The following is an 18859-nucleotide window of genomic DNA, read 5'->3' as shown; positions in this document are numbered from 1 at the left end:
GGGTACCGCCGGTGGGCACCTGGTGTAGGGGCTCCGCCCCTGCCACCCCTCCGGGGGGCGCCGCCCCCTGGACCCCCGGCCTGTGCCCAACCACCACCACTCGACTCGGTGGGATGAGAAGTCGAGCCGACCGCTCACGCCCGGATGATCGCCAAGGCCTCGTCGCGCACCTTCGTCATCGTCGCCTCGTCGCGCGCCTCCGCGTTCAGGCGGAGCAGCGGCTCGGTGTTGGACGGGCGGACGTTGAACCACCAGTCGGCCGCCGTGACCGTGAGGCCGTCGAGGTCGTCCACGGTGACGTCGTCGCGGCCCTCGTACGCGGCGCGGATCGCGGCGAGGCGGGCCTGCTGGTCGGCGACGGTGGAGTTGATCTCGCCGGAGCCCGCGTAGCGGTCGTACGCGGCGACCAGGGCGGACAGCGGGCCGTCCTGACCGCCGAGGGCGGCGAGGACGTGGAGGGCGGCGAGCATGCCGGTGTCGGCGTTCCAGAAGTCGCGGAAGTAGTAGTGCGCGGAGTGCTCGCCGCCGAAGATGGCCCCGGTCCTGGCCATCTCGGCCTTGATGAAGGAGTGGCCCACGCGCGTGCGTGCCGGTGTGCCGCCGTTCTCGCGCACGACCTCGGGGACGGACCAGGAGGTGATCAGGTTGTGGATGACCGTGCCCGTGCCGCCGTTGCGGGCCAGCTCGCGGGCGGCCACGAGGGCGGTCACCGCGGACGGGGAGACCGGGTCGCCGTTCTGGTCGACGACGAAGCAGCGGTCGGCGTCGCCGTCGAAGGCGAGGCCCAGGTCGGCGCCCTCCGCGCGGACGCGCTGCTGGAGGTCGACGAGGTTGGCCGGGTCGAGCGGGTTGGCCTCGTGGTTGGGGAAGGTGCCGTCGAGTTCGAAGTACATCGGCACCAGGTCGAGGGGCAGGCCGGCGAAGACCGTGGGGACGGTGTGGCCGCCCATGCCGTTGCCCGCGTCGACGACGACCTTGAGGGGGCGGATGGCGGTGAGGTCGACCAGGGAACGCAGGTGGGCCGCGTAGTCGGCGAGGACGTCGCGCCGGGAGACGGTGCCGGGGCGGGCGGAGGGCTCGGGGGCGCCCTCCTCGCTCCAGCGCTCCACCAGGGTGCGGATCTCGGCGAGGCCGGTGTCCTGGCCGACCGGGGCGGCGCCCGCGCGGCACAGCTTGATGCCGTTGTACTGGGCGGGGTTGTGCGAGGCCGTGAACATGGCGCCCGGCAGGCCGAGTGCGCCGGAGGCGTAGTACAGCTCGTCGGTGGAGCACAGGCCGATCCCGGTCACGTCGGCGCCGCGGGCCGCCGCCCCGCGCGCGAAGGCGCCGGACAGGCCCGGGGACGAGGGCCGCATGTCGTGTCCGACCACGATGGCGTCCGCGCCGGTCAGCTCGACGAAGGCCGCGCCGAACAGCTCGGCCAGCGACTCGTCCCACTGGTCGGGGACGACACCGCGCACGTCGTACGCCTTCACGATCTGCGACAGATCAGCAGCCACGGCCAGCCTTCCTGGAAGTCCTGTTCGGAGCCCACAAACTACCCCGTGGGGACCGGCGGGCCGCCCGGGCGGTTCCGGGCGGCGGGCGGTGTCAGGGCAGCATCCAGCCCAGGACGGCCGTGGACTGCGCGACCACGATCAGGCACATCACCAGCAGCAGGCCCAGGCTCCAGGGCAGCACCTTGCGCAGCAGATCCCCTTCGCGGCCCGCGAGTCCGACGGCGGCGCAGGCGATGGTGAGGTTCTGCGGGGAGATCATCTTGCCGAGGACGCCCCCGGAGCTGTTGGCGGCGGCCAGGAGTTCGGGCGAGAGGCCGGACTCCCGCGCGGCGGTCACCTGGAGGGCGCCGAAGAGCGCGTTGGCGGAGGTGTCGGAGCCGGAGACGGCGACGCCGAACCAGCCGAGGACCGGGGAGAGGAAGGCGAGCCCGGCGCCGGCCGCGGCGACGAAGTGGCCGATGGTGGCGGCCTGCCCGGAGAGGTTCATGACGTAGGCGAGGGCGAGGACCGAGGTGACGGTGAGGATCGCGAACCGCAGTTCGTGCACGGTCGCGAGCCACTCCCTGACCGCCACGCGCGCGTGCACGCCGAGGACGACGGCCGTGGCCAGCCCGGCGAACAGGACGAGTGTGCCGCCGGTGGAGACGATCGGCCAGGAGAAGACGTTGCCGCCCACCGGGTTGCCCTCGGGGTCGAACACGTCGAGGAAGGGCCAGTCGTAGGACTGCGTGGCCTTCGCCAGCCAGTCCTTGACCGCGGGGATCTGCGCGACGGAGAAGACGGCGACGATCAGCGCGTACGGCGCGTAGGCCCGCACCACCTCCCGCGCGGAGTCCTCCTCGTCCAGTTCCCCACTGCGTACGCCGGTCAGCACGGACGCGCGTACGGGCTCGGCGGCGGGCCTGCGGGAGTGCGGTACGGCGACCAGGGCGCCGGCGCCGATCAGGGCGGCGGCGATGTCGGCGAGCTGGGCGGAGACGTAGTTGGAGGCGACGAACTGGGCGACGGCGAAGGCGACTCCGCAGGCCAGCGCGGGCACCCAGGTCTCGCGCAGCCCGCGCCGCCCGTCGACCAGGGCGACCAGGAGCAGCGGTACGACGAGGGCGAGCAGCGGCGTCTGACGGCCCACCACGGAGGCCACGTCGTCCAGGGGCAGCCCGGTGACCTGGGCCAGCGTCACCACGGGGGTGCCCATCGCGCCGAAGGCGACCGGCGCGGTGTTGGCGACCAGGGAGACGACGGCGGCGCGCACGGGGTCGAAGCCGAGGGCGACGAGCATGACCGAGCAGATCGCGACGGGCGCCCCGAACCCGGCGAGGGCCTCCAGGAGGGCGCCGAAGCAGAAGGCCACGACGAGAGCCTGGATGCGGGGGTCGTCGGAGAGCCGGCCGAAGGAGCGGCGCAGGATGTCGAAGTGCCGGGTGCGGACGGTCATCCGGTAGACCCACAGCGCGTTCACGACGATCCACAGGATGGGGAAGAGGCCGAAAACGGCTCCTTGGACGGCGCTGGAGGCCGTCTGGTCCAGTGGCATGCCGTAGGCGAGCCGGGCGACGAGCACGGCGACCAGGAGCCCGATGAGGCCGGCCAGGTGCGCCTTCATGCGGACGCCGCCCAGCAGGACGAGGACGATCACCAGGGGCAGGGCCGCCACCAGGGCGGACAGGCCGAGTGAACCGGCGACGGGTTCCAGTTCCTGCACGTACACGGGCGCCTCCCCGGATTCCGCCATGTGAAAGCGATGTCTCGCGACTTCCGGAATGGTCGTGTCCGTGACAAGAGAACGTCAATGGGTGTGCGGCAACGGATGTGACCGACGACACGGAAGATGAAGGAGGAACTGGGGGAAGGCGGGGCTCAGTTGTCCGGTGAACGCAGGACCCTCAGGTGACCGCGGCGCGCGACCTCCATCGGGTCGGCCGTGCGCCCGCCGCCCGCCTCGGCCGCCCGCTCCTGGGGCCGGGCCGCCTCGCGCACGGCGTTGGCGAGCGCTTCCAGGTCGTCGCCGCTGGGGCGGGCCGGGGCCGATCCGTCGAGCAGGCGGACGACCTCCCAGCCGCGCGGGGCGGTGAGGCGCTCGGAGTGCTCGGCGCACAGGTCGTAGCAGTGGGGTTCGGCGTAGGTGGCGAGCGGGCCGAGGACCGCGGTCGAGTCGGCGTAGACGTACGTCAGCGTCGCGACGGCGGGACGGCCGCAGGCGGTGCGCGAACAGCGACGTACAGGGCTCACGATGTTGGACGGTACCGCACTCTTGAGCGGGCCGCGACGACTCTCCACCGGGTCACACCTCCGTGTCGTGGCGTGAAACGTTCTGTGGCCCTTCCGTGCGCCCCCGTTCGACCTGCGCCGACACGGGTCCCGAGGAGGTCGGACCGATCGGAAAGCGGTCACGACCCGACACAAACAACGACAATTGCCGTGAGTTCCGCGGTCACGGAAAGATATTGAATTGAGCCCAACCTTGGCCGGAATGGTCATCCGGCGACAGACCGGGGGCACCCCCGCCACACGGCCCACCGGGCCCGCTCGGGCCGGGCGTGCGGCCCCGGCACGGACTACCCTTCACCAGTGATGGACAACCCCGTGACGCCCCGTGATGCCGGCCGCCCCGGGCCCCGCCGTCGTGATCGCCACGGCCGGGGCATGCGCGGCCCGGTCGCACCCCCGCAGGTGCCGCTCGCCGCGAGCCGCGGCGAGGTGTTCGCCGACCTGGTGCAGGACTCCGTGGAGCGCCTCGAGCGGCGGTGGCCGCAACTCGCCGACATCGACTTCCTCGTCCTCGACGTGCCGCGGCCGGCCGCGGCCGGGGAGCCGTGGAACGACGAGGCGGTTCCGCTCGGCGGGACGGTGCCCTCCCGGGACGGGCGGCGGGGGCGGGTGGTCGTCTACCGGCGGCCGGTGGAGATCCGGACCAAGGGGCGCGACGAGCGGGCGCTGCTGGTGCACGAGGTCGTCGTCGAACAGGTCGCCGAGCTGCTGGGGCTGACCCCGGAGACGGTGGACCCCCGGTACGGGGAGGACTGAGCGCCAGACGGAAGAGGGCAGACGGGGGACGGTGGGCGCCTCGCGCGGCGCCCACCGTCCCCCGTCTTCGCTCCTTCCGCGCCGTGTCCGCGCTACTTCTGCAGGACCGACAGGTCCTCGTCCGCGTTCGGCACCGCGACCGTGCCCCGGTCGTCGGGGAGGGTCTGGACGGTGAAGGACGCCACGTCGTCGTCCGAACCGGTCAGGGTGCGCGACGCGTAGACCGGACCGCCCGACACGGTCTCGACGGTCAGCGCGTAGCTGCCCTTGAGCCCCGCGGGTACCGGCGCGTCGACGTTCTGGGTCGTGCCGGCCTTGAGCGTGTACGTCTTGGTCGCCGTCGTGCCGCCCTCGGTGCCCGCCGACGCGGTGACCTCGACCTTCGCGGCCGCCTGGGGCGCGGACAGGGCCAGGGTGGTGCTCTTGGCGCGGTTGTCGGCGGCCGTCGCGCGCGCGCCGACCGGGGCGGAGGCCGGGATGAACGCGGACTCCTGCTCGTCGCCCTTGCCCCGCACGACCCGGACCGCGGCCACGACCGGCACGGAACGGTCCGTCGGCGTCAGCACCAGGGAACCCGCCTCGCCGCGCGTGACCTCGCCGAGGTCGACGCCGGTCGTCATGCCGGCCTTGACGTGCACCGTCTCATGACCGGCGGGCGTGATCAGCCCGGACGGCGAGGCGAGCCGCACCTTCAGGTCGGCGTCGCTGCCGCCGGGCGTGAACAGCACCAGGCGGACGGCGGTGGCGTCCTTCGGAATGCCGGGCACGACGAGGTCGCTCGCCGGGTCGGCCGCCGCGGTCAGCCAGTCGCCGCCGGTCTTGTCGTCCAGGGCCTGCACCGCGGCGCCGAGCCGCCCGCTGCGCACCCCGACGTGCACGGTCAGGTCGGTCTCCTTCGCGTCGCTGAGGGTGGACAGCAGGAGGGAGTCACTGGCGTGCGGCGGCACCGTGACGCCCTCCCCCACCGTGGACTTCAGGACGCCGTCCTTGCCGTACAGCTCGATGTCGACGACGGCCGCCGAGTCGTCCGGGTTGGTCAGGTGCACGTAGTCGGTGCGGCCGGCGGCCGTGCTGGCGCCCGGGAACCAGAACTCCGTGTCCGGCGCGGTGCAGCCGACACCCAGCAGACCGCGGCCCGTCCCGGCGGCGACCTCCGTGGTCTGCTGGACCGTCCAGCCGGGCGCCTGGCCGCCCTCGGCGGTGCCGATCAGGGCGGGGGTGTCGCCGCCGGTGGTCCGGCCGGCCGCGGGCGTGCCGGGCGCCTTGGGCTGGACGACCGGTTTCTCCTTCTTCTCGCCCTTGCCGTCCTTGTCGTCGCCCTTGCCGTCGTCCCCGGTGGCGTCGTCCGGCCCCGCCGCGACGAGCGCGGCGTCGCCCTTCTCGTCGGCGCCCTTCGTGACGGGCGTGAAGGACGTGTACGTGGTCTCGGCGAGGTCGGAGGTGCTGGGCGCCGGGCACAGCAGGCTGGTGCGCTCCACGGGCAGCCGGGCGGCCGGTGCCGCGGTGTCCTTGCCCGCGTCGCCGGGGGCGGAGACCGCCGCGAACCCGGTGACGGCGGCGAGCGCGGTCGCGCAGGCGATCAGGGACAGGGTCGTGCGCTTCACTGCTGGCTCCCGTCGGGACGCTCACTGCCCGTGCCGTGGGGCTGCCGGGGCTGCTGGGGCTGGGAAGGGTCGTACGGCGTGTCGTAGCCGCCCCGGCCGTAGGCCTGGTCGAACGCGGGGTCGTAACCGGTCTCCTGACCCTGCGTCGGGTCGCCGTACGCGTACGGGTCGTACGTGCCGCCCGTCCCGTACTGGGTGCCCTGGCCGCCCTGGTAGGCGCCCTGCTGGTACGGATCGGCCTGGTACGGCTGCTGCCCGTACGCGGCCGGGTCGTACTGCTGGGCCTGCTGGGCGCCCTGGTACTGCCCGCCGCCGTAGCCGCCGTCGTAGGAGCCGTACTCGGCGCCGGTGTAGCCCGCCGAGTCCCAGGCGCCGTACTCCTGCTGCTGCGGAACCGGGACGGGTGGCGCCGTGGGCGGCTCCGGAACCCCGGGCGCCTCGGTCGCGTCGGCCGCCGCGTCGGGGCCCGGCTCCGCGCCCGCCCCTGCTCCGGCTTCCGCCGCCTCCGCCTCGGCCTGGGCGCGCAGGCGCCGGGCCCGGCGTCCCTCGCCGTCGGCGGCCTGGGCGGGGACGAGCTGCTCGTCGGGCAGGTCGTCGTCGACGTCGCGGCGCCTGCCGGGCAGGGCCAGGACCACGAGCACGAGACCGAGCAGACCCTGCGCCCACAGCCAGACCGTGTGCGTGAACGGGACGTCGTAGGTGACGTCCAGCCGGCCGCCGGAGGCCGGGAGTTCGAAGCCCTGGGCCCAGCCGTCGATCGTGGTGCGGGTGAGCGGCTTGCCGTCCAGGGTCGCCGTCCAGCCCTCGGCGGCCGTGTCGGCCAGGCGCAGCACCCGGCCGTCGGGGCCCGCCTCGATGTCGGTGTGGATCTCGACGGGCCCGGCCGCCACGGGCTCGGCGCCCTTCGCGCCGGACTCACCGGCGCCGGTCTTCCCGCCGGACACGACGGTCGCGCGCGCGACCTCCTGGTTCACTCGCCACAGACCGCTGCCGTCCTGCTGGCTGAGCCTGCTCAGTCCGGGCGTGGCGTCCAGGACGCGGGTGACGTCGCGCGGGGCGCCCTTGTGCACGAGCACGTAGCGCACGGCGAACCCGCCGAGCTGGTCGGCCTGGTCGGCGCCGGAGCCCGCCACGAGGTTGGCGACGACCTTGTCGAGCGTGCTGTTGCCGCCGTCGCCGGAGGCCAGTTCGCCGTCGCCGAGGCGGACGCCGGAGCCGCGGACCAGCATGTAGCTCACGTGCGCGGCCGAGTCGCTGTCGAGCACGAGGGTGCGGGCCTGGTCGCGGGTGTGGCTCTCCTCGGCGACGAACGCGGGCACCTGCACGGGGTCGCGGCGCTCCACGGGGCCGTCGGCGCCGCCGATCATCCAGCCGGCGGCAGCGATCAGCGGGCCGAGGGCCGAGGCCAGGGCGATCAGGGCGGCGACGGGCTGGCGCCAGCCGAAGCTCTGCTCGGCCACACGGAAGCGGGCCCCGTCTGCGCCGAGGGCCGCGGCGGACAGCAGGGCGATGCCGTAGACGAGGGTGGCGGGTCCGGCCCAGGCCGAGCGGTTGGACAGGACCGAGAAGACGAGGGCGACCAGGGCGACGGCCCAGGCCGTCCGGACGGCCGTCTGACGCTCCGAGCGCAGCAGCGCCGCCAGCGCGGCCAGCACGATGCCGACGAGGAACAGCCCGCCGACCGTGCCGGGTCCGCCGGGACTGGCGCCCAGCAGGTCGAGCGCGGAGGCGGCCGAGGGGCCGTACGCGAGGCCGGCCTCGTCGAAGAAGCCGAACGGCAGCAGCGTCAGCGACCAGGGGGCGAGCAGCAGCAGCGGGGTGCCGAGCTGGGCGAGGAAGCGCGGACCGTACGCCGTGATCTCGCCGCGGCGCACGGCGAGCACCCCGAGGCCGAGGATCAGCGCGACGGGCCACACGACGGGCGTGAAGGCGGTGGTGACGGTCAGCAGGAGCGCGTACGCCCAGGTGGCGCGCCAGCTTCCGCGGGCCCCGGACGGGCTGGCCAGGCCGGCCGCCGCGACGCCCGCGCGCGCGATGAGCGGCAGCAGCACGGCCAGGACGGCGGTGCCGATGCGGCCGCCGGCGAGGGCGCCGGTGGCGGCGGGCAGGAAGGCGTAGGCCACCGCGGCCCAGGCGCGCAGCAGCCGGGAGGGGACCAGCGGGCGCGAGGCGAAGTACGCGGTGGCGCCCGCGAGCGGCACCGAGCAGACCAGCAGCAGCGTGACGGCGAGCCCGGTGGAGCCGAGCAGGACGGAGGCGAACGTGGCGAGGATCGCGAGGTAGGGCGGCGCGGAGGCGGTGCCGCCGGTGCCGACGGTGTGCCAGGCGTCCATGTACCGCGACCACAGCTCGCCGGCGCCGGCCGGCGCCGGCAGCAGCGCGCCGCCCGCGAGAGCGCCGCCGCCCAGGAGCGTGCGGCAGGCCACCAGGGAGACGAGCAGCAGCACCAGGAAGAGCACCGGTCCCGGCTTGCGGGCGATGCGCTTGAGGCGGGCGAACTGCTCGATCTCCAGGAAGTCGGCGTCGTCGCCGCCGGGTCCGGACTCGATGCCCCCGCCGTGCCGTCCGGCGCCCGCGGCGGCCTCGGCGTCGGAACCGCCGAAGAGGTCGCCCGCGACCTGCTCGACGGTGGCGCGGATGGTGGCGCCGGGCGGCGGGAACAGGGGCCGCAGTTCGTCCTTCTCGATCTGGGGGCGCCCGCGTTCGCGCCGGCCGGCGATGATCCGCTCGGGGCGCAGCAGGACGCCCAGCAGGCCGCGGATCTCGTCGAGGGCCTGGCCGGGGACCTTGCCGACGAGGTAGGCGACGGTGCGCAGCAGGGTGCCGAGGACGACGCGCAGCAGCACCCAGGGCAGGGCGGCGGTGCGGGTGTTGACCAGGAGGGTGTGGACCGCTCCGGCCTTGTCCACCTTGTGCGGGGAGGCGGTGGTGCGGCCCGCGCAGTCGACGGCGCGGCGTTCGCGCGAGGCCGCCTCGGCGTGGCGGACGACCGCCTCGGGAGCGACGAGGACGCGCATTCCGGCGGCGTGCGCGCGCCAGCACAGGTCGACGTCGTCGCGCATCAGGGGCAGCCGGCGGTCGAACCCGCCGAGCCGCTCGAAGACGTCGCGCCGGATCAGCATGCCCGCGGTGGACACCGACAGCACGGGGCGGACGTGGTCGTGCTGGCCCTGGTCCTGTTCGCGGCGGTCCAGACCGGTCCAGCGGCGGCCGGAGTTGGCGATGGAGACGCCGACTTCGAGCAGTTGGCGGCGGTCGTACCAGCCGCGGAGCTTGGGGCCGACCACGGCGACGTCGTCGCGGCCGAGTTCGTACTCGGTGTCCACGACGCGCAGTAGCTGGGCGAGGGCGTCGGGTTCGGGGGCGCAGTCGTCGTGCAGCAGCCACAGCCACTGGACCGGCTCGCCGTGCGGCAGCTCCGGCAGGTCGTAGGCGTCGTCGCGCCAGGTGCGCGTGACGGGGTCCCAGCCGCTGGGCCGCCTCAGGTACGGCAGTTCCTCGGGCGTGAGGAGGGGGGCGGTGCGGGCGGCCTCCTCGACGGCCTGGCCGAAGCCGGTGCGCCGGGCGAGGTGGAGCACGCGGTCGTCACCGAGGGCCTCGGCGACCAGCCGGGAGGAGTCGTCGGCGCTGCCGGTGTCGGCGGCCACGGCGTACTGCACGGGGCGCTCCTGGCCGAGCAGCCCGGCGAGCGCGTCGGGCAGCCAGCGCTCCCCGTCGTGGGCGACGAGGACCGCGGTCACCACGTGACGCGGGAACTCAGGTGTGGCAGCGAGGTCTTGCTGGGCTGCCGTGTGACTCTGCACGGACATCGAGGTACGGGCCCCGGTTCGGTGGACTGCGGTGGACGCCCCGTGCCCGTGGGGGCGGCGGGGCGGTCTCGGACGAGCGCCCACACTATCGGCTGGACACAGGGGCGGCCCGCCGCCTGTGGACAACCCACCGGCGACGGGCCGTTCCCGCTGCTCGGGCCGTTCGTACGGGGCTTTCTGCCGCCGCGTCAGGCCGCGGCCTCAGACCGGGCCCCGGAGCAGGACGCTCAGACCGCGGCCTTCTTCAGCCGGCGGCGCTCCCGCTCGGACAGGCCGCCCCAGATGCCGAAACGCTCGTCGTTGGCGAGGGCGTACTCGAGGCATTCGGAGCGGACCTCACAGGCGAGGCAGACCTTCTTGGCCTCGCGGGTGGAGCCGCCCTTCTCGGGGAAGAAGGACTCGGGGTCGGTCTGGGCGCACAGTGCGCGCTCCTGCCAGCCGAGTTCCTCGTCCGCGTCGTCGACCAGCAGTTGCTGCACCAGCTCGGTCATGTGCGCCCCTCGTCTGTCTTTCGCGTCCCCGTGATCCAGCCGTTATCGATACCGGCTGAACGACACGAGTGAAATTACAAGTGTGCTGCTCCGGGCGAGTCAAGCCGAGATCTGCTATTGGGCCCCTTATTCACTCTGCGGAACCAAGGCCATGCAGTAAGTGTTCAAATCGCCATAAACCTTCACATAGCGATGTGACCACCAGAGAGCCCGTCCCGTTCGACACCTGCACCAGGAAGGACGCCCCGGCGATCGATCCCGTTCCGATACACGCGCCGAAGCGAACCTGATCACATTCGCATCACGGGATCGCAACGGGGGTTGTGCGCCCGGCTTGTGCGCCATGTGTCCCGAGAGTCGCCCGAGCAAACCTTTCGGCAGCACGAACAACCGGATGTGGTGAACCATGTCCCACATAACGGGCATCGAGTTGACAGTGATGGTGTGAACCGCTGTCCTAGTGGGCATGCTCGCGAACTTGGCGCTCGCCTCGACCCGCACCGCCGGGTCCCACGGTGCTGCCCGGGCTCGCTGTAGCTGTTGTCGCTGTTCCAGCCGTTGAGCCGACCGCGCTCCGGCTGTCCCGAGTCCACGCGACTCGACTGCTCCAGTCCCGCCCCACCAGGGCGTTCTTCGTCATTCGCTCCGCCCCACCGCACTCTTCGGCCGAGGAACCACGCACCCATGAACAGCGACAGCGACCTCCAGATCGCCGGTGACATCCTGGAAGTCCCCCACCTCCTGCAGCCTCCGCGCGAGCACCCGGCCACCGTCGCCGAGTTCGCCGGTCTGCTCCGCGCCGTCGCGGCCGACCGCACCGAGTGGCAGCACCTGGTCCGCTACGACGCGACGACACGCTGGTACCACCGGCTGCGCACCGGCCCCGGGTACGAGGTCTGGCTGCTGTCCTGGGTGCCGGGGCAGGGCAGCGGACGCCACGACCACGGTCCCTCCTCCGGCGTGTGGACGGTGCTCGAAGGCACCCTCACCGAGCGCACGGAGCGCGGCACGCGCGCGCTGGAGCCGGGCACGCAGCGCGTGTTCGCGCCGGGACACGTGCACGAGGTCGTCAACGACGCGCTGGAACCGGCGGTCAGCCTGCACGTCTACTACCCGGGCCTGACCGAGATGCCGATGCACTCCCCGCAGTGCTCGGTCCCGGCGGGGCAGGACACCGGCGCCGGCCCCGCCGCCGTACCGGCACGGTGACGACTGGCCGACGCACTGTCGTACCCGCCTGCAAGACTGGGGCCATGCGCATTGTGGTTCTGGCAGGCGGCATCGGCGGTGCCCGGTTCCTGCGTGGTCTGAAGCGGGCCGCGCCGGACGCGGACATCACGGTCATCGGCAACACCGGGGACGACATCCACCTCTTCGGGCTGAAGGTCTGCCCGGACCTCGACACGGTGATGTACACGCTCGGCGGCGGCATCAACGAGGAGCAGGGCTGGGGGCGGACCGACGAGACCTTCCACCTCAAGGAGGAACTGGCGGCGTACGGCGTCGGACCCGAGTGGTTCGGCCTGGGCGACCGCGACTTCGCCACGCACATCGTGCGGACCCAGATGATCACCGCGGGCTTCCCGCTGAGCGCGGTGACCGAGGCGCTGTGCGACCGGTGGAAGCCAGGGGTGCGCCTCATCCCGATGACCGACGACCGCGTGGAGACGCACGTCGCCGTCGAACTGGACGGCGAGCGCAAGGCGGTCCACTTCCAGGAGTACTGGGTGCGGCTGCGCGCCTCCGTCCCCGCGGAGGCGGTCGTGCCGGTCGGCGCCGAGCAGGCCAAGCCCGCGCCCGGCGTCCTGGAGGCCATCGCCGAGGCGGACGTCATCCTCTTCCCGCCGTCCAACCCCGTCGTCTCCGTCGGCACGATCCTCGCCGTGCCCGGTGTCCGGGAGGCGATCGCCGACGCCGGGGTGCCGGTGGTGGGCCTCTCCCCCATCGTCGGCGACGCGCCCGTGCGCGGGATGGCCGACAAGGTGCTCGCCGCGGTCGGCGTGGAGTCCACGGCCGCCGCGGTCGCCGAGCACTACGGCTCGGGACTGCTCGACGGCTGGCTGGTCGACACGGTCGACGCCGACTCCGTCACGCGCGTGAAGGCCGCCGGGATCCTCTGCCGGGCCGTACCGCTGATGATGACCGGTCTCGACGCCACGGCGCAGATGGCCCGGGAGGCGCTGACGCTGGCGGAGGAGGTGCGGGAGGCGTGAGCGACGGGACGACCGACGGCGCCTCCGCACGCCGGGACGGCTACCGGGTGTGGGCCCTGCCGGGGCTGCCCGAGGTGCGGCCCGGCGACGACCTGGCCAAGCTGATCGCCGCCGCCGAGCCGGGGCTGGCCGACGGGGACGTGCTGCTCGTCACGTCCAAGATCGTGTCCAAGGCCGAGGGCCGGATCGTCGAGGCCGCCGACCGGGAGGCCGCGATCGACGCCGAGACGGTGCGGGTGGTGGCCCGGCGGGGCACGCTGCGCATCGTCGAGAACCGTCAGGGCCTGGTCATGGCGGCGGCCGGCGTCGACGCCTCCAACACCCCGAGAGGGACCGTACTGCTGCTCCCCGAGGACCCCGACGCCTCCGCGCGGGGCATCCGCGAGGGGCTCCGCGACACGCTGGGCGTGGACGTCGGGGTGATCGTCACCGACACCTTCGGGCGTCCCTGGCGGTCCGGGCTCACCGACATGGCGATCGGCGCCGCGGGCGTGCGCGTCCTCGACGACCTGCGCGGCGGCACGGACGCGTACGGCAATCCGCTCAGTGCCACCGTCGTCGCCACCGCCGACGAGCTGGCCGCCGCGGGCGACCTGGTCAAGGGCAAGGCCGCCGGCCTGCCCGTCGCCGTCGTGCGCGGGCTGGCACAGGTGGTCGCCGAGGACGACGGCGAGGGCGCGCGGGCGCTGGTGCGCGGCGCGCGCGGCGACATGTTCCGCCTCGGCACCTCGGAGGCGGTGCGGCAGGCGGTCACCCAGCGGCGTACGGTACGGGCCTTCACGGACGAGCCGGTCGACCCGGGCGCCGTGCGCCGGGCGGTGGCCGCCGCCGTGACCGCGCCGGCGCCGCACCACACGACGCCGTGGCGGTTCGTGCTCCTGGAGTCGCGGGAGTCCCGCACCCGGCTGCTCGACGCGATGCGGGACGCCTGGATCGCGGACCTGCGCCGGGACGGCAAGAGCAAGGAGTCCGTCGCCAAGCGCGTGCGGCGCGGCGACGTCCTGCGGGACGCGCCCTACCTCGTCGTGCCCTGCCTGGTCATGGACGGCTCGCACACCTACGGGGACGCGCGGCGCGACGGGGCCGAGCGGGAGATGTTCGTGGTCGCCACCGGCGCGGGCGTGCAGAACCTGCTCGTCGCGCTCGCCGGGGAGCGGCTGGGTTCCGCGTGGGTGTCCTCGACGATGTTCTGCCGGGACGTCGTGCGGGAGGTGCTGGGGCTGCCGGACGACTGGGACCCGATGGGCGCGGTGGCGGTCGGGCATCCCGCCGAGGAGCCGAAGGCACGGCCGGACCGGGACGCGGGGGCGTTCATCGAGGTGCGGTGAGGGCCCTACCCTCGTAAGGGCCCCTCTTTCCCCCCACCGCCCCGTCTCTCGTACGACCCGCCCCTCCTTCCCCGCTTCGCTCGCTCCCCGCTTCGCTCGCTTCGCCCCAAGGATCTCGCTCGTGGCAGGACGTTTCGCTCCCCGGCCCCCTCGCGCCGCCGCGCAGGGCGGGATACCCCGGCAGGCGCACGCGCCGGGCCGGGTCCGGGTGTGGGTGCCGGACGGGCCACTGGACCTGGGGCTGGTGCTCGGGCCGCTGCGGCGCGGGCCGGGCGACCCCACGTTCCGGACGATGCCGGACGGGTCGGTGTGGCGGGCCAGCCGGACGCCCGCCGGGCCGGGCACCCTGCGGGTCACCGCGCGCGGTGGTGAGGTGCGGGGCGAGGCGTGGGGGCCGGGGGCCGACTGGCTCCTGGAGGAGTTGCCGCGCATGCTGGGCGCGGAGGACGACCCGTCCGTGTTCGTGCCGCGGCACCGGCTGCTGGCGTTCACGGCGCATCGGCGTCCGGGGCTGCGGCTGGGGCGGACCGGGCTGGTACTGGAGTCGTTGATCCCCTCGGTCCTGGAACAGAAGGTCACGACGCTGGAGGCCTACCAGGCGTGGCGGCTGCTGGTGCGCAAGTTCGGGGAACCGGCGCCGGGGCCCGCGCCCGGGCGGATGTGTGTGATGCCGACGGCGCGGACGTGGGCGATGATCCCGTCCTGGGAGTGGCATCTGGCCGGGGTGGACGACAAGCGGGCGTCGACTGTCCTGCGGGCCGTGCGGGTCGCCGCGCGGCTGGAGGAGGCATCGGGGATGGAGCCCGCCGCCGCGCGGGAACGGCTGGAGCTGGTGCCGGGAGTCGGGCCGTGGACGTCGGCGGAGACCGTGCAGCGCAGTCACGGGGCGCCGGACGCGGTGACGGTGGGGGATCTGCATCTGCCGGGGATCGTGGGGTTCGCGCTGGGCGGGGACCGGTATGCGGACGACGCGGAGATGCTGCGGCTGCTCGAACCGTATGCGGGGCAGCGGCATCGGGCGGCCCGGTTGGTGTTGCTGAGTGGGCGGGTGCCGGCCAGGCGGGCGCCGCGGATGGCTCCGCGGGGGATCGAGCGGCTGTAGGTGGCCCGCCCGGGGCGGCTACCCCGGCCGCCCGGTGTGCATGCGGCCGGGGGCGGGTCGCGTGACCCGGCGCTGCGGGGCACGCCCGGTGGAGGGTGCCCGGTGGAGATGCGGGCCCGGTGGAGGGCCCCGGTGGAGATGCGGGCGCGGTGGAGGGCGCCCCGGTGGAGGTGCGGGCGCGGGGAGAGCGCAGCCCGGCGAAGCAAGGGACCGCCGCGTCCGCCCGTGCCGCCCCGGGGACCCTCCCGGGCCGTTCACCAGACGCGCAGAAGACACGACCGCCCGCAGCCGCAGTCGCGTGACCCGGCGCCGCGGGGGCACCCGGTGGAGGTGCGGGCGCGGGGCCCTCGGTTACGAGGCGTCCGGCGAGAAGCGCAGGGCTGCCGGGGGGATGTGGGCGTCGCACCAGATGCGGGCGCCGGAGCGGAGTTCGTTGTCGGCGCCGATGATCGCGCCGTCGCCGATGACCGTGTCGGCCAGGACCGAGCGGGTGCCGACGCGGGCGCCGGTGCCGATGAGGGAGTCCGTGATGACGACGCCCGGTTCGATGACGGCACCCGGCAGGATCGTGCTGCCGAAGACGCGCGCCCCCTCCGCCACGAAGGCGCCCTCGCCGACCACCGTGCCGCCGGCCAGCTTGGCGTCGGGCGCGACCTGCGCCGTGGGCAGGACGAGGCGGTCGCCGCAGCGGCCCGGTATCGCCGGGGACGGCGCGCGGCCCAGGACCAGGTCGGCCGAGCCGCGGACGAAGGCCGCCGGGGTGCCGAGGTCCAGCCAGTACGTGGAGTCGACCATGCCCTGCAGGTGGGCGCCGGAGGCGAGCAGCTCGGGGAAGGTCTCGCGCTCGACCGAGACGGGCCGCCCCGCCGGGATCGTGTCGATGACCGAACGGCGGAAGACGTACGCCCCCGCGTTGATCTGGTCGGTGACGATCTCCTCGGGGGTCTGCGGCTTCTCCAGGAAGGCGAGCACCCTGCCCGTGTCGTCCGTGGGGACCAGGCCGTAGGCCCTCGGGTCCGTGACCTTGGTCAGGTGCAGGGAGACGTCCGCGCCCGTCGTCTCGTGCGTGCGGACCAGCGCGCCGATGTCCAGGCCCGTCAGGATGTCGCCGTTGAAGATCAGCACCGGTTCGTCGGGGCCGGAGTGCAGCCGCGACGCCACGTTGCGGATCGCGCCGCCCGTGCCGAGCGGCTCCTCCTCCGTGACGTACTCGAGGTGCAGGCCCAGTGCCGAGCCGTCGCCGAAGTACGGCTCGAAGACCTCGGCCAGGTAGCTCGTCGCGAGCACGATGTGCTCGACGCCCGCCGCCTTGGCCCGGGCCAGTTGGTGCGTGAGGAACGGCACTCCGGCCGCCCGGACCATGGGTTTGGGCGTGTTCACCGTGAGCGGACGCAGCCGTGTGCCCTTGCCGCCGACCAGGAGGATCGCTTCTGTCACCTGTCGTCTCTGCTTCCTGCCGGGACCGGCCGAACTGTCTTTCGGCGGGCCAGTGTATGCAGACCGTTCCGTGGCGTCTTCGAGGACCGTGCGGTGGCGCGCCCTCAGCGGCCCTGGTAGGCGGCCGCCTTCGCGCGGACCGTGCCGAGCTCGGCGTAGAGCTTTTTTCCGGGGCAGCTCGTGGCGAAGCCGTCGCGGTGACCTGAGACGACGTTCATCCGTACCTGCTTGCCCTTCGGGTAGAGGTTGCCACCCCCGGACCTCAGGTTCGTCTTTCCGCGCGGATTCACGCCGTAGAGCCCGGTCTTCCACGCGGTGAGCCGGGCGACCGCCTTGAGGGCGGCCGACGAGGGCTTCTTCCCGCTGTAGGTGCCGAGTACGGCGACGCCCATGCTCTGGGAGTTGAACCCCAGGGTGTGGGCGCCCAGTACCGGCTTGGACACGCCACCGGCCCGGCCCTCGTAGATGTTTCCGCACTTGTCGACGAGGAAGTTGTAGCCGAGGTCGCGCCAGCCCGTGCTGCCGACGTGGTAGCGGTAGATGCCGCGGACCACGGAAGGCGCCTGTGAGCAGCGGTAGTTGTTGCCGGTGTCCGAGTGGTGCACGAAGACCGTCCTGATCCTCTTCGTGTACACGAACCCCTTGTCGCGCAGCTTCTCGTCGGCACCCCAGCCGCGGCGCGTGGTGATGCGCGGGCGGGGCGCGGTGTGCGGCTTGGCCTTCTGCCGGGTGGCGAGCGCGGGGAGTACGGCGGGTTCGCCGGACCCGGCCCGTGCGCGGTGCGCCGACGGCGGGGCGTCCTCGCCGGGGTCGACGAGTTCGAGGCGCAGGCCGCCGGGCAGCCGGGAGCGGGCCGGGGCGGTGCGGGCGGTCTCGGGGGCGCGGTCCGCCCGTACCCTCACCTCGACGCCGTCGGAGTCGCCGACCCACAGCGGTGCGGTGGCGCCGCGTACGCGGCCCGAGGTGCTCTCGGGGGTGCCGGGGTCGGCGGCGTGGTCCCTGTTGTGGGTCTCCAGCACCCGCCAGTCGGACCAGGTGCCGGTCGCGGTGGCACGGGTGCGGATCTCGACGCGGCCGTGGAGTTCGGCGGCGGGGTCGTCCCAGACGACGCCGACGAGCGAGAAGTGCCGTACGTCCCGGCGGGGCAGGCCCTGTTCGGCCGCGCCGGGTGCCCGGTCGTGGGCGAGGGAGGTGAGGGGCAGCGACTGGGTGCCGCCGGGGGCGTGTGCCGCCGCCTCGGAGCGTGTCGCCGAACTCGCCCCCGGCGGTGCCGAGGAGGCGGTCGCTGCCGCGGGCGGGGCGAGCGGGAGGGCGAGGGCCGCCGCGCACGTGACACCGGTCGAGGAAGCAAGCAATCCGAATCCACGCATGCCCCTGATTTTGTACATCGTCAGACAAATATGTCCATTTGTGACCTGACGGCCCGTAGGGTTGCCTGCGGGATCCCGTGGTGGTGACGGCCCGTCGGCCGCCGGGTGCGCACCGGCGGGGCCGCGTACGCTTGCGCGGGTGAACGCGACCGAACGCACCCCTGCCGACCTGCTGAGTTCCGCGCTCGCCGCGGACCCGGGACGCCCCCTGGTGACCTTCTACGACGACGCCACGGGCGAACGTGTCGAACTGTCCGTGGCCACCTTCGCCAATTGGGTGGCCAAGACCGCGAACCTCCTCCAGGACGAAGTGTCCGTCGAACCCGGCGACCGGGTCGCGCTGCTGCTGCCCGCGCACTGGCAGACGGCGGTGTGGCTGCTGGCGTGCGCGTCGGTGGGTGTCGTCGCCGACGTTGCGGGCGACCCGAGGACGGCGGACGTGGTCGTGAGCGGGCCCGAGCCGGAGTCGCTGGAGGCGGCGCGGGCGTGCTCGGGGCCGCGGATCGCTCTGGCGCTGCGGCCTCTCGGGGGTCGGTTCGTGCCGGCGGCACCGGAGGGCTTCGCCGATTACGCGGTGGAGGTGCCGGGGCAGGGGGACCGGTTCGCGCCGTACGCGCCGGTGGACCCGGAGGCGCCGGCGCTGATCGTGGCGGGGCGGGAGTTCAGCGGGGCGGAGGTCGTGGAGCGGGCTCGGGCGGAGGCGTCGGGGCTGGGGCTCACGGGGCCGGGGGCGCGGATTCTGTCGGGGTTGCCGTACGACACGTGGGAGGGGCTGAACGCGGGGTTGTACGGCCCGCTGGCGAGTGGGGGTTCGGTGGTGTTGTGCCGGCATCTGGAGCTGGCGGGGGCGGGTGTGGTGGACCAGCGGATCGAGGCGGAGCGGGTTTCGGCGACGGCGCGGTGAGGTTTCGCGGGGTTCTTGTTGGAGGCGGGGGGTGAGGTGACGCCGGGGGCGGCGGTGGGCCCGTGCTGGGCCCTGGCC

General features: G+C 73.9%; 14 protein-coding genes. 6 read left to right on the top strand and 8 right to left on the bottom strand.

Annotation, left to right across the window (positions count from 1 at the left end):
• Positions 1–134: 134 nt before the first annotated feature.
• The 3 genes from IG88_RS0135250 to IG88_RS0135240 all read right to left on the bottom strand — a co-directional run bounded on the left by IG88_RS0135250 (position 135) and on the right by IG88_RS0135240 (position 3776).
• A complete protein-coding gene (locus IG88_RS0135250) occupies positions 135–1499 on the bottom strand; it encodes a phosphomannomutase/phosphoglucomutase (protein WP_031050191.1) in 1365 nt (454 codons plus the stop codon).
• A 91-nt stretch (positions 1500–1590) separates the two neighbouring features.
• Complete coding sequence (locus tag IG88_RS0135245) at positions 1591–3207, bottom strand: L-lactate permease (protein ID WP_031050189.1); 1617 nt, start codon at positions 3205–3207, stop codon at positions 1591–1593.
• Between the two features lie 149 nt (positions 3208–3356).
• Entirely contained in the window at positions 3357–3776 is a 420-nt protein-coding gene (locus IG88_RS0135240) for a DUF3499 domain-containing protein (RefSeq protein ID WP_030404308.1), read from the bottom strand.
• Between the two features lie 294 nt (positions 3777–4070).
• On the opposite strand from IG88_RS0135240, the gene IG88_RS0135235 reads away from it, so the two are divergent.
• Positions 4071–4523, top strand: a complete 453-nt coding sequence (locus IG88_RS0135235) for a metallopeptidase family protein (RefSeq protein ID WP_063760671.1) — start codon at positions 4071–4073, stop codon at positions 4521–4523.
• A gap of 92 nt (positions 4524–4615) precedes the next feature.
• Here IG88_RS0135235 and IG88_RS0135230 read toward each other — a convergent pair whose 3' ends face one another.
• From IG88_RS0135230 to IG88_RS0135220, 3 genes are all read right to left on the bottom strand, one after another.
• Positions 4616–6127 (bottom strand): DUF5719 family protein, encoded by a 1512-nt coding sequence (locus tag IG88_RS0135230; protein WP_031050183.1) that lies wholly within the window; start codon positions 6125–6127, stop codon positions 4616–4618.
• Positions 6124–9936 (bottom strand): glycosyltransferase family 2 protein, encoded by a 3813-nt coding sequence (locus tag IG88_RS0135225; protein WP_078861699.1) that lies wholly within the window; start codon positions 9934–9936, stop codon positions 6124–6126. Before IG88_RS0135225 ends, IG88_RS0135230 begins: the two co-directional genes overlap by 4 nt.
• Positions 9937–10163: 227 nt before the next feature.
• A complete protein-coding gene (locus tag IG88_RS0135220) occupies positions 10164–10427 on the bottom strand; it encodes a WhiB family transcriptional regulator (RefSeq protein ID WP_003975777.1) in 264 nt (87 codons plus the stop codon).
• Positions 10428–11111: 684 nt separating this feature from the next.
• Here IG88_RS0135220 and IG88_RS0135215 point away from each other — a divergent pair.
• The 4 genes from IG88_RS0135215 to IG88_RS0135200 all read left to right on the top strand — a co-directional run bounded on the left by IG88_RS0135215 (position 11112) and on the right by IG88_RS0135200 (position 15070).
• Positions 11112–11636, top strand: coding sequence for a cysteine dioxygenase (locus IG88_RS0135215; protein WP_031050177.1), 525 nt, complete (start codon positions 11112–11114; stop codon positions 11634–11636).
• Between the two features lie 44 nt (positions 11637–11680).
• On the top strand, positions 11681–12640 hold the full coding sequence (gene cofD / locus IG88_RS0135210; RefSeq protein ID WP_031050174.1) for a 2-phospho-L-lactate transferase: 960 nt from the start codon (positions 11681–11683) through the stop codon (positions 12638–12640).
• The gene (locus tag IG88_RS0135205; protein ID WP_031050170.1) at positions 12637–13968 is read left to right on the top strand and encodes a coenzyme F420-0:L-glutamate ligase; all 1332 of its coding nucleotides are present in this window, start codon (positions 12637–12639) and stop codon (positions 13966–13968) included. Before cofD ends, IG88_RS0135205 begins: the two co-directional genes overlap by 4 nt.
• 121 nt (positions 13969–14089) lie before the next feature.
• On the top strand, positions 14090–15070 hold the full coding sequence (locus IG88_RS0135200) for a DNA-3-methyladenine glycosylase family protein (RefSeq protein ID WP_031050167.1): 981 nt from the start codon (positions 14090–14092) through the stop codon (positions 15068–15070).
• Positions 15071–15421: 351 nt separating this feature from the next.
• On the opposite strand, the gene IG88_RS0135195 is transcribed toward IG88_RS0135200, so the two are convergent.
• Both IG88_RS0135195 and IG88_RS0135190 read right to left on the bottom strand, forming a co-directional pair.
• Positions 15422–16507 (bottom strand): nucleotidyltransferase family protein, encoded by a 1086-nt coding sequence (locus IG88_RS0135195; protein ID WP_031050165.1) that lies wholly within the window; start codon positions 16505–16507, stop codon positions 15422–15424.
• Between the two features lie 104 nt (positions 16508–16611).
• Positions 16612–17877 (bottom strand): peptidoglycan recognition protein, encoded by a 1266-nt coding sequence (locus IG88_RS0135190; protein WP_031050163.1) that lies wholly within the window; start codon positions 17875–17877, stop codon positions 16612–16614.
• 139 nt (positions 17878–18016) lie between these two features.
• Between IG88_RS0135190 and IG88_RS0135185 the strand changes: the two genes are divergently transcribed.
• Positions 18017–18781 carry a TIGR03089 family protein gene (locus IG88_RS0135185; RefSeq protein WP_031050161.1) on the top strand — a complete coding sequence of 255 codons (765 nt, stop codon included), beginning with the start codon at positions 18017–18019 and terminating at the stop codon, positions 18779–18781.
• The last annotated feature ends 78 nt before the right edge of the window (positions 18782–18859 follow it).

The sequence above is a fragment of the Streptomyces sp. NRRL F-5650 genome (assembly GCF_000721365.1).
GTDB lineage: Bacteria > Actinomycetota > Actinomycetes > Streptomycetales > Streptomycetaceae > Streptomyces > Streptomyces ardesiacus.
Note: the sequence above shows the minus strand (reverse complement) of the source record. Positions and strands in the feature narration are given on the sequence as shown.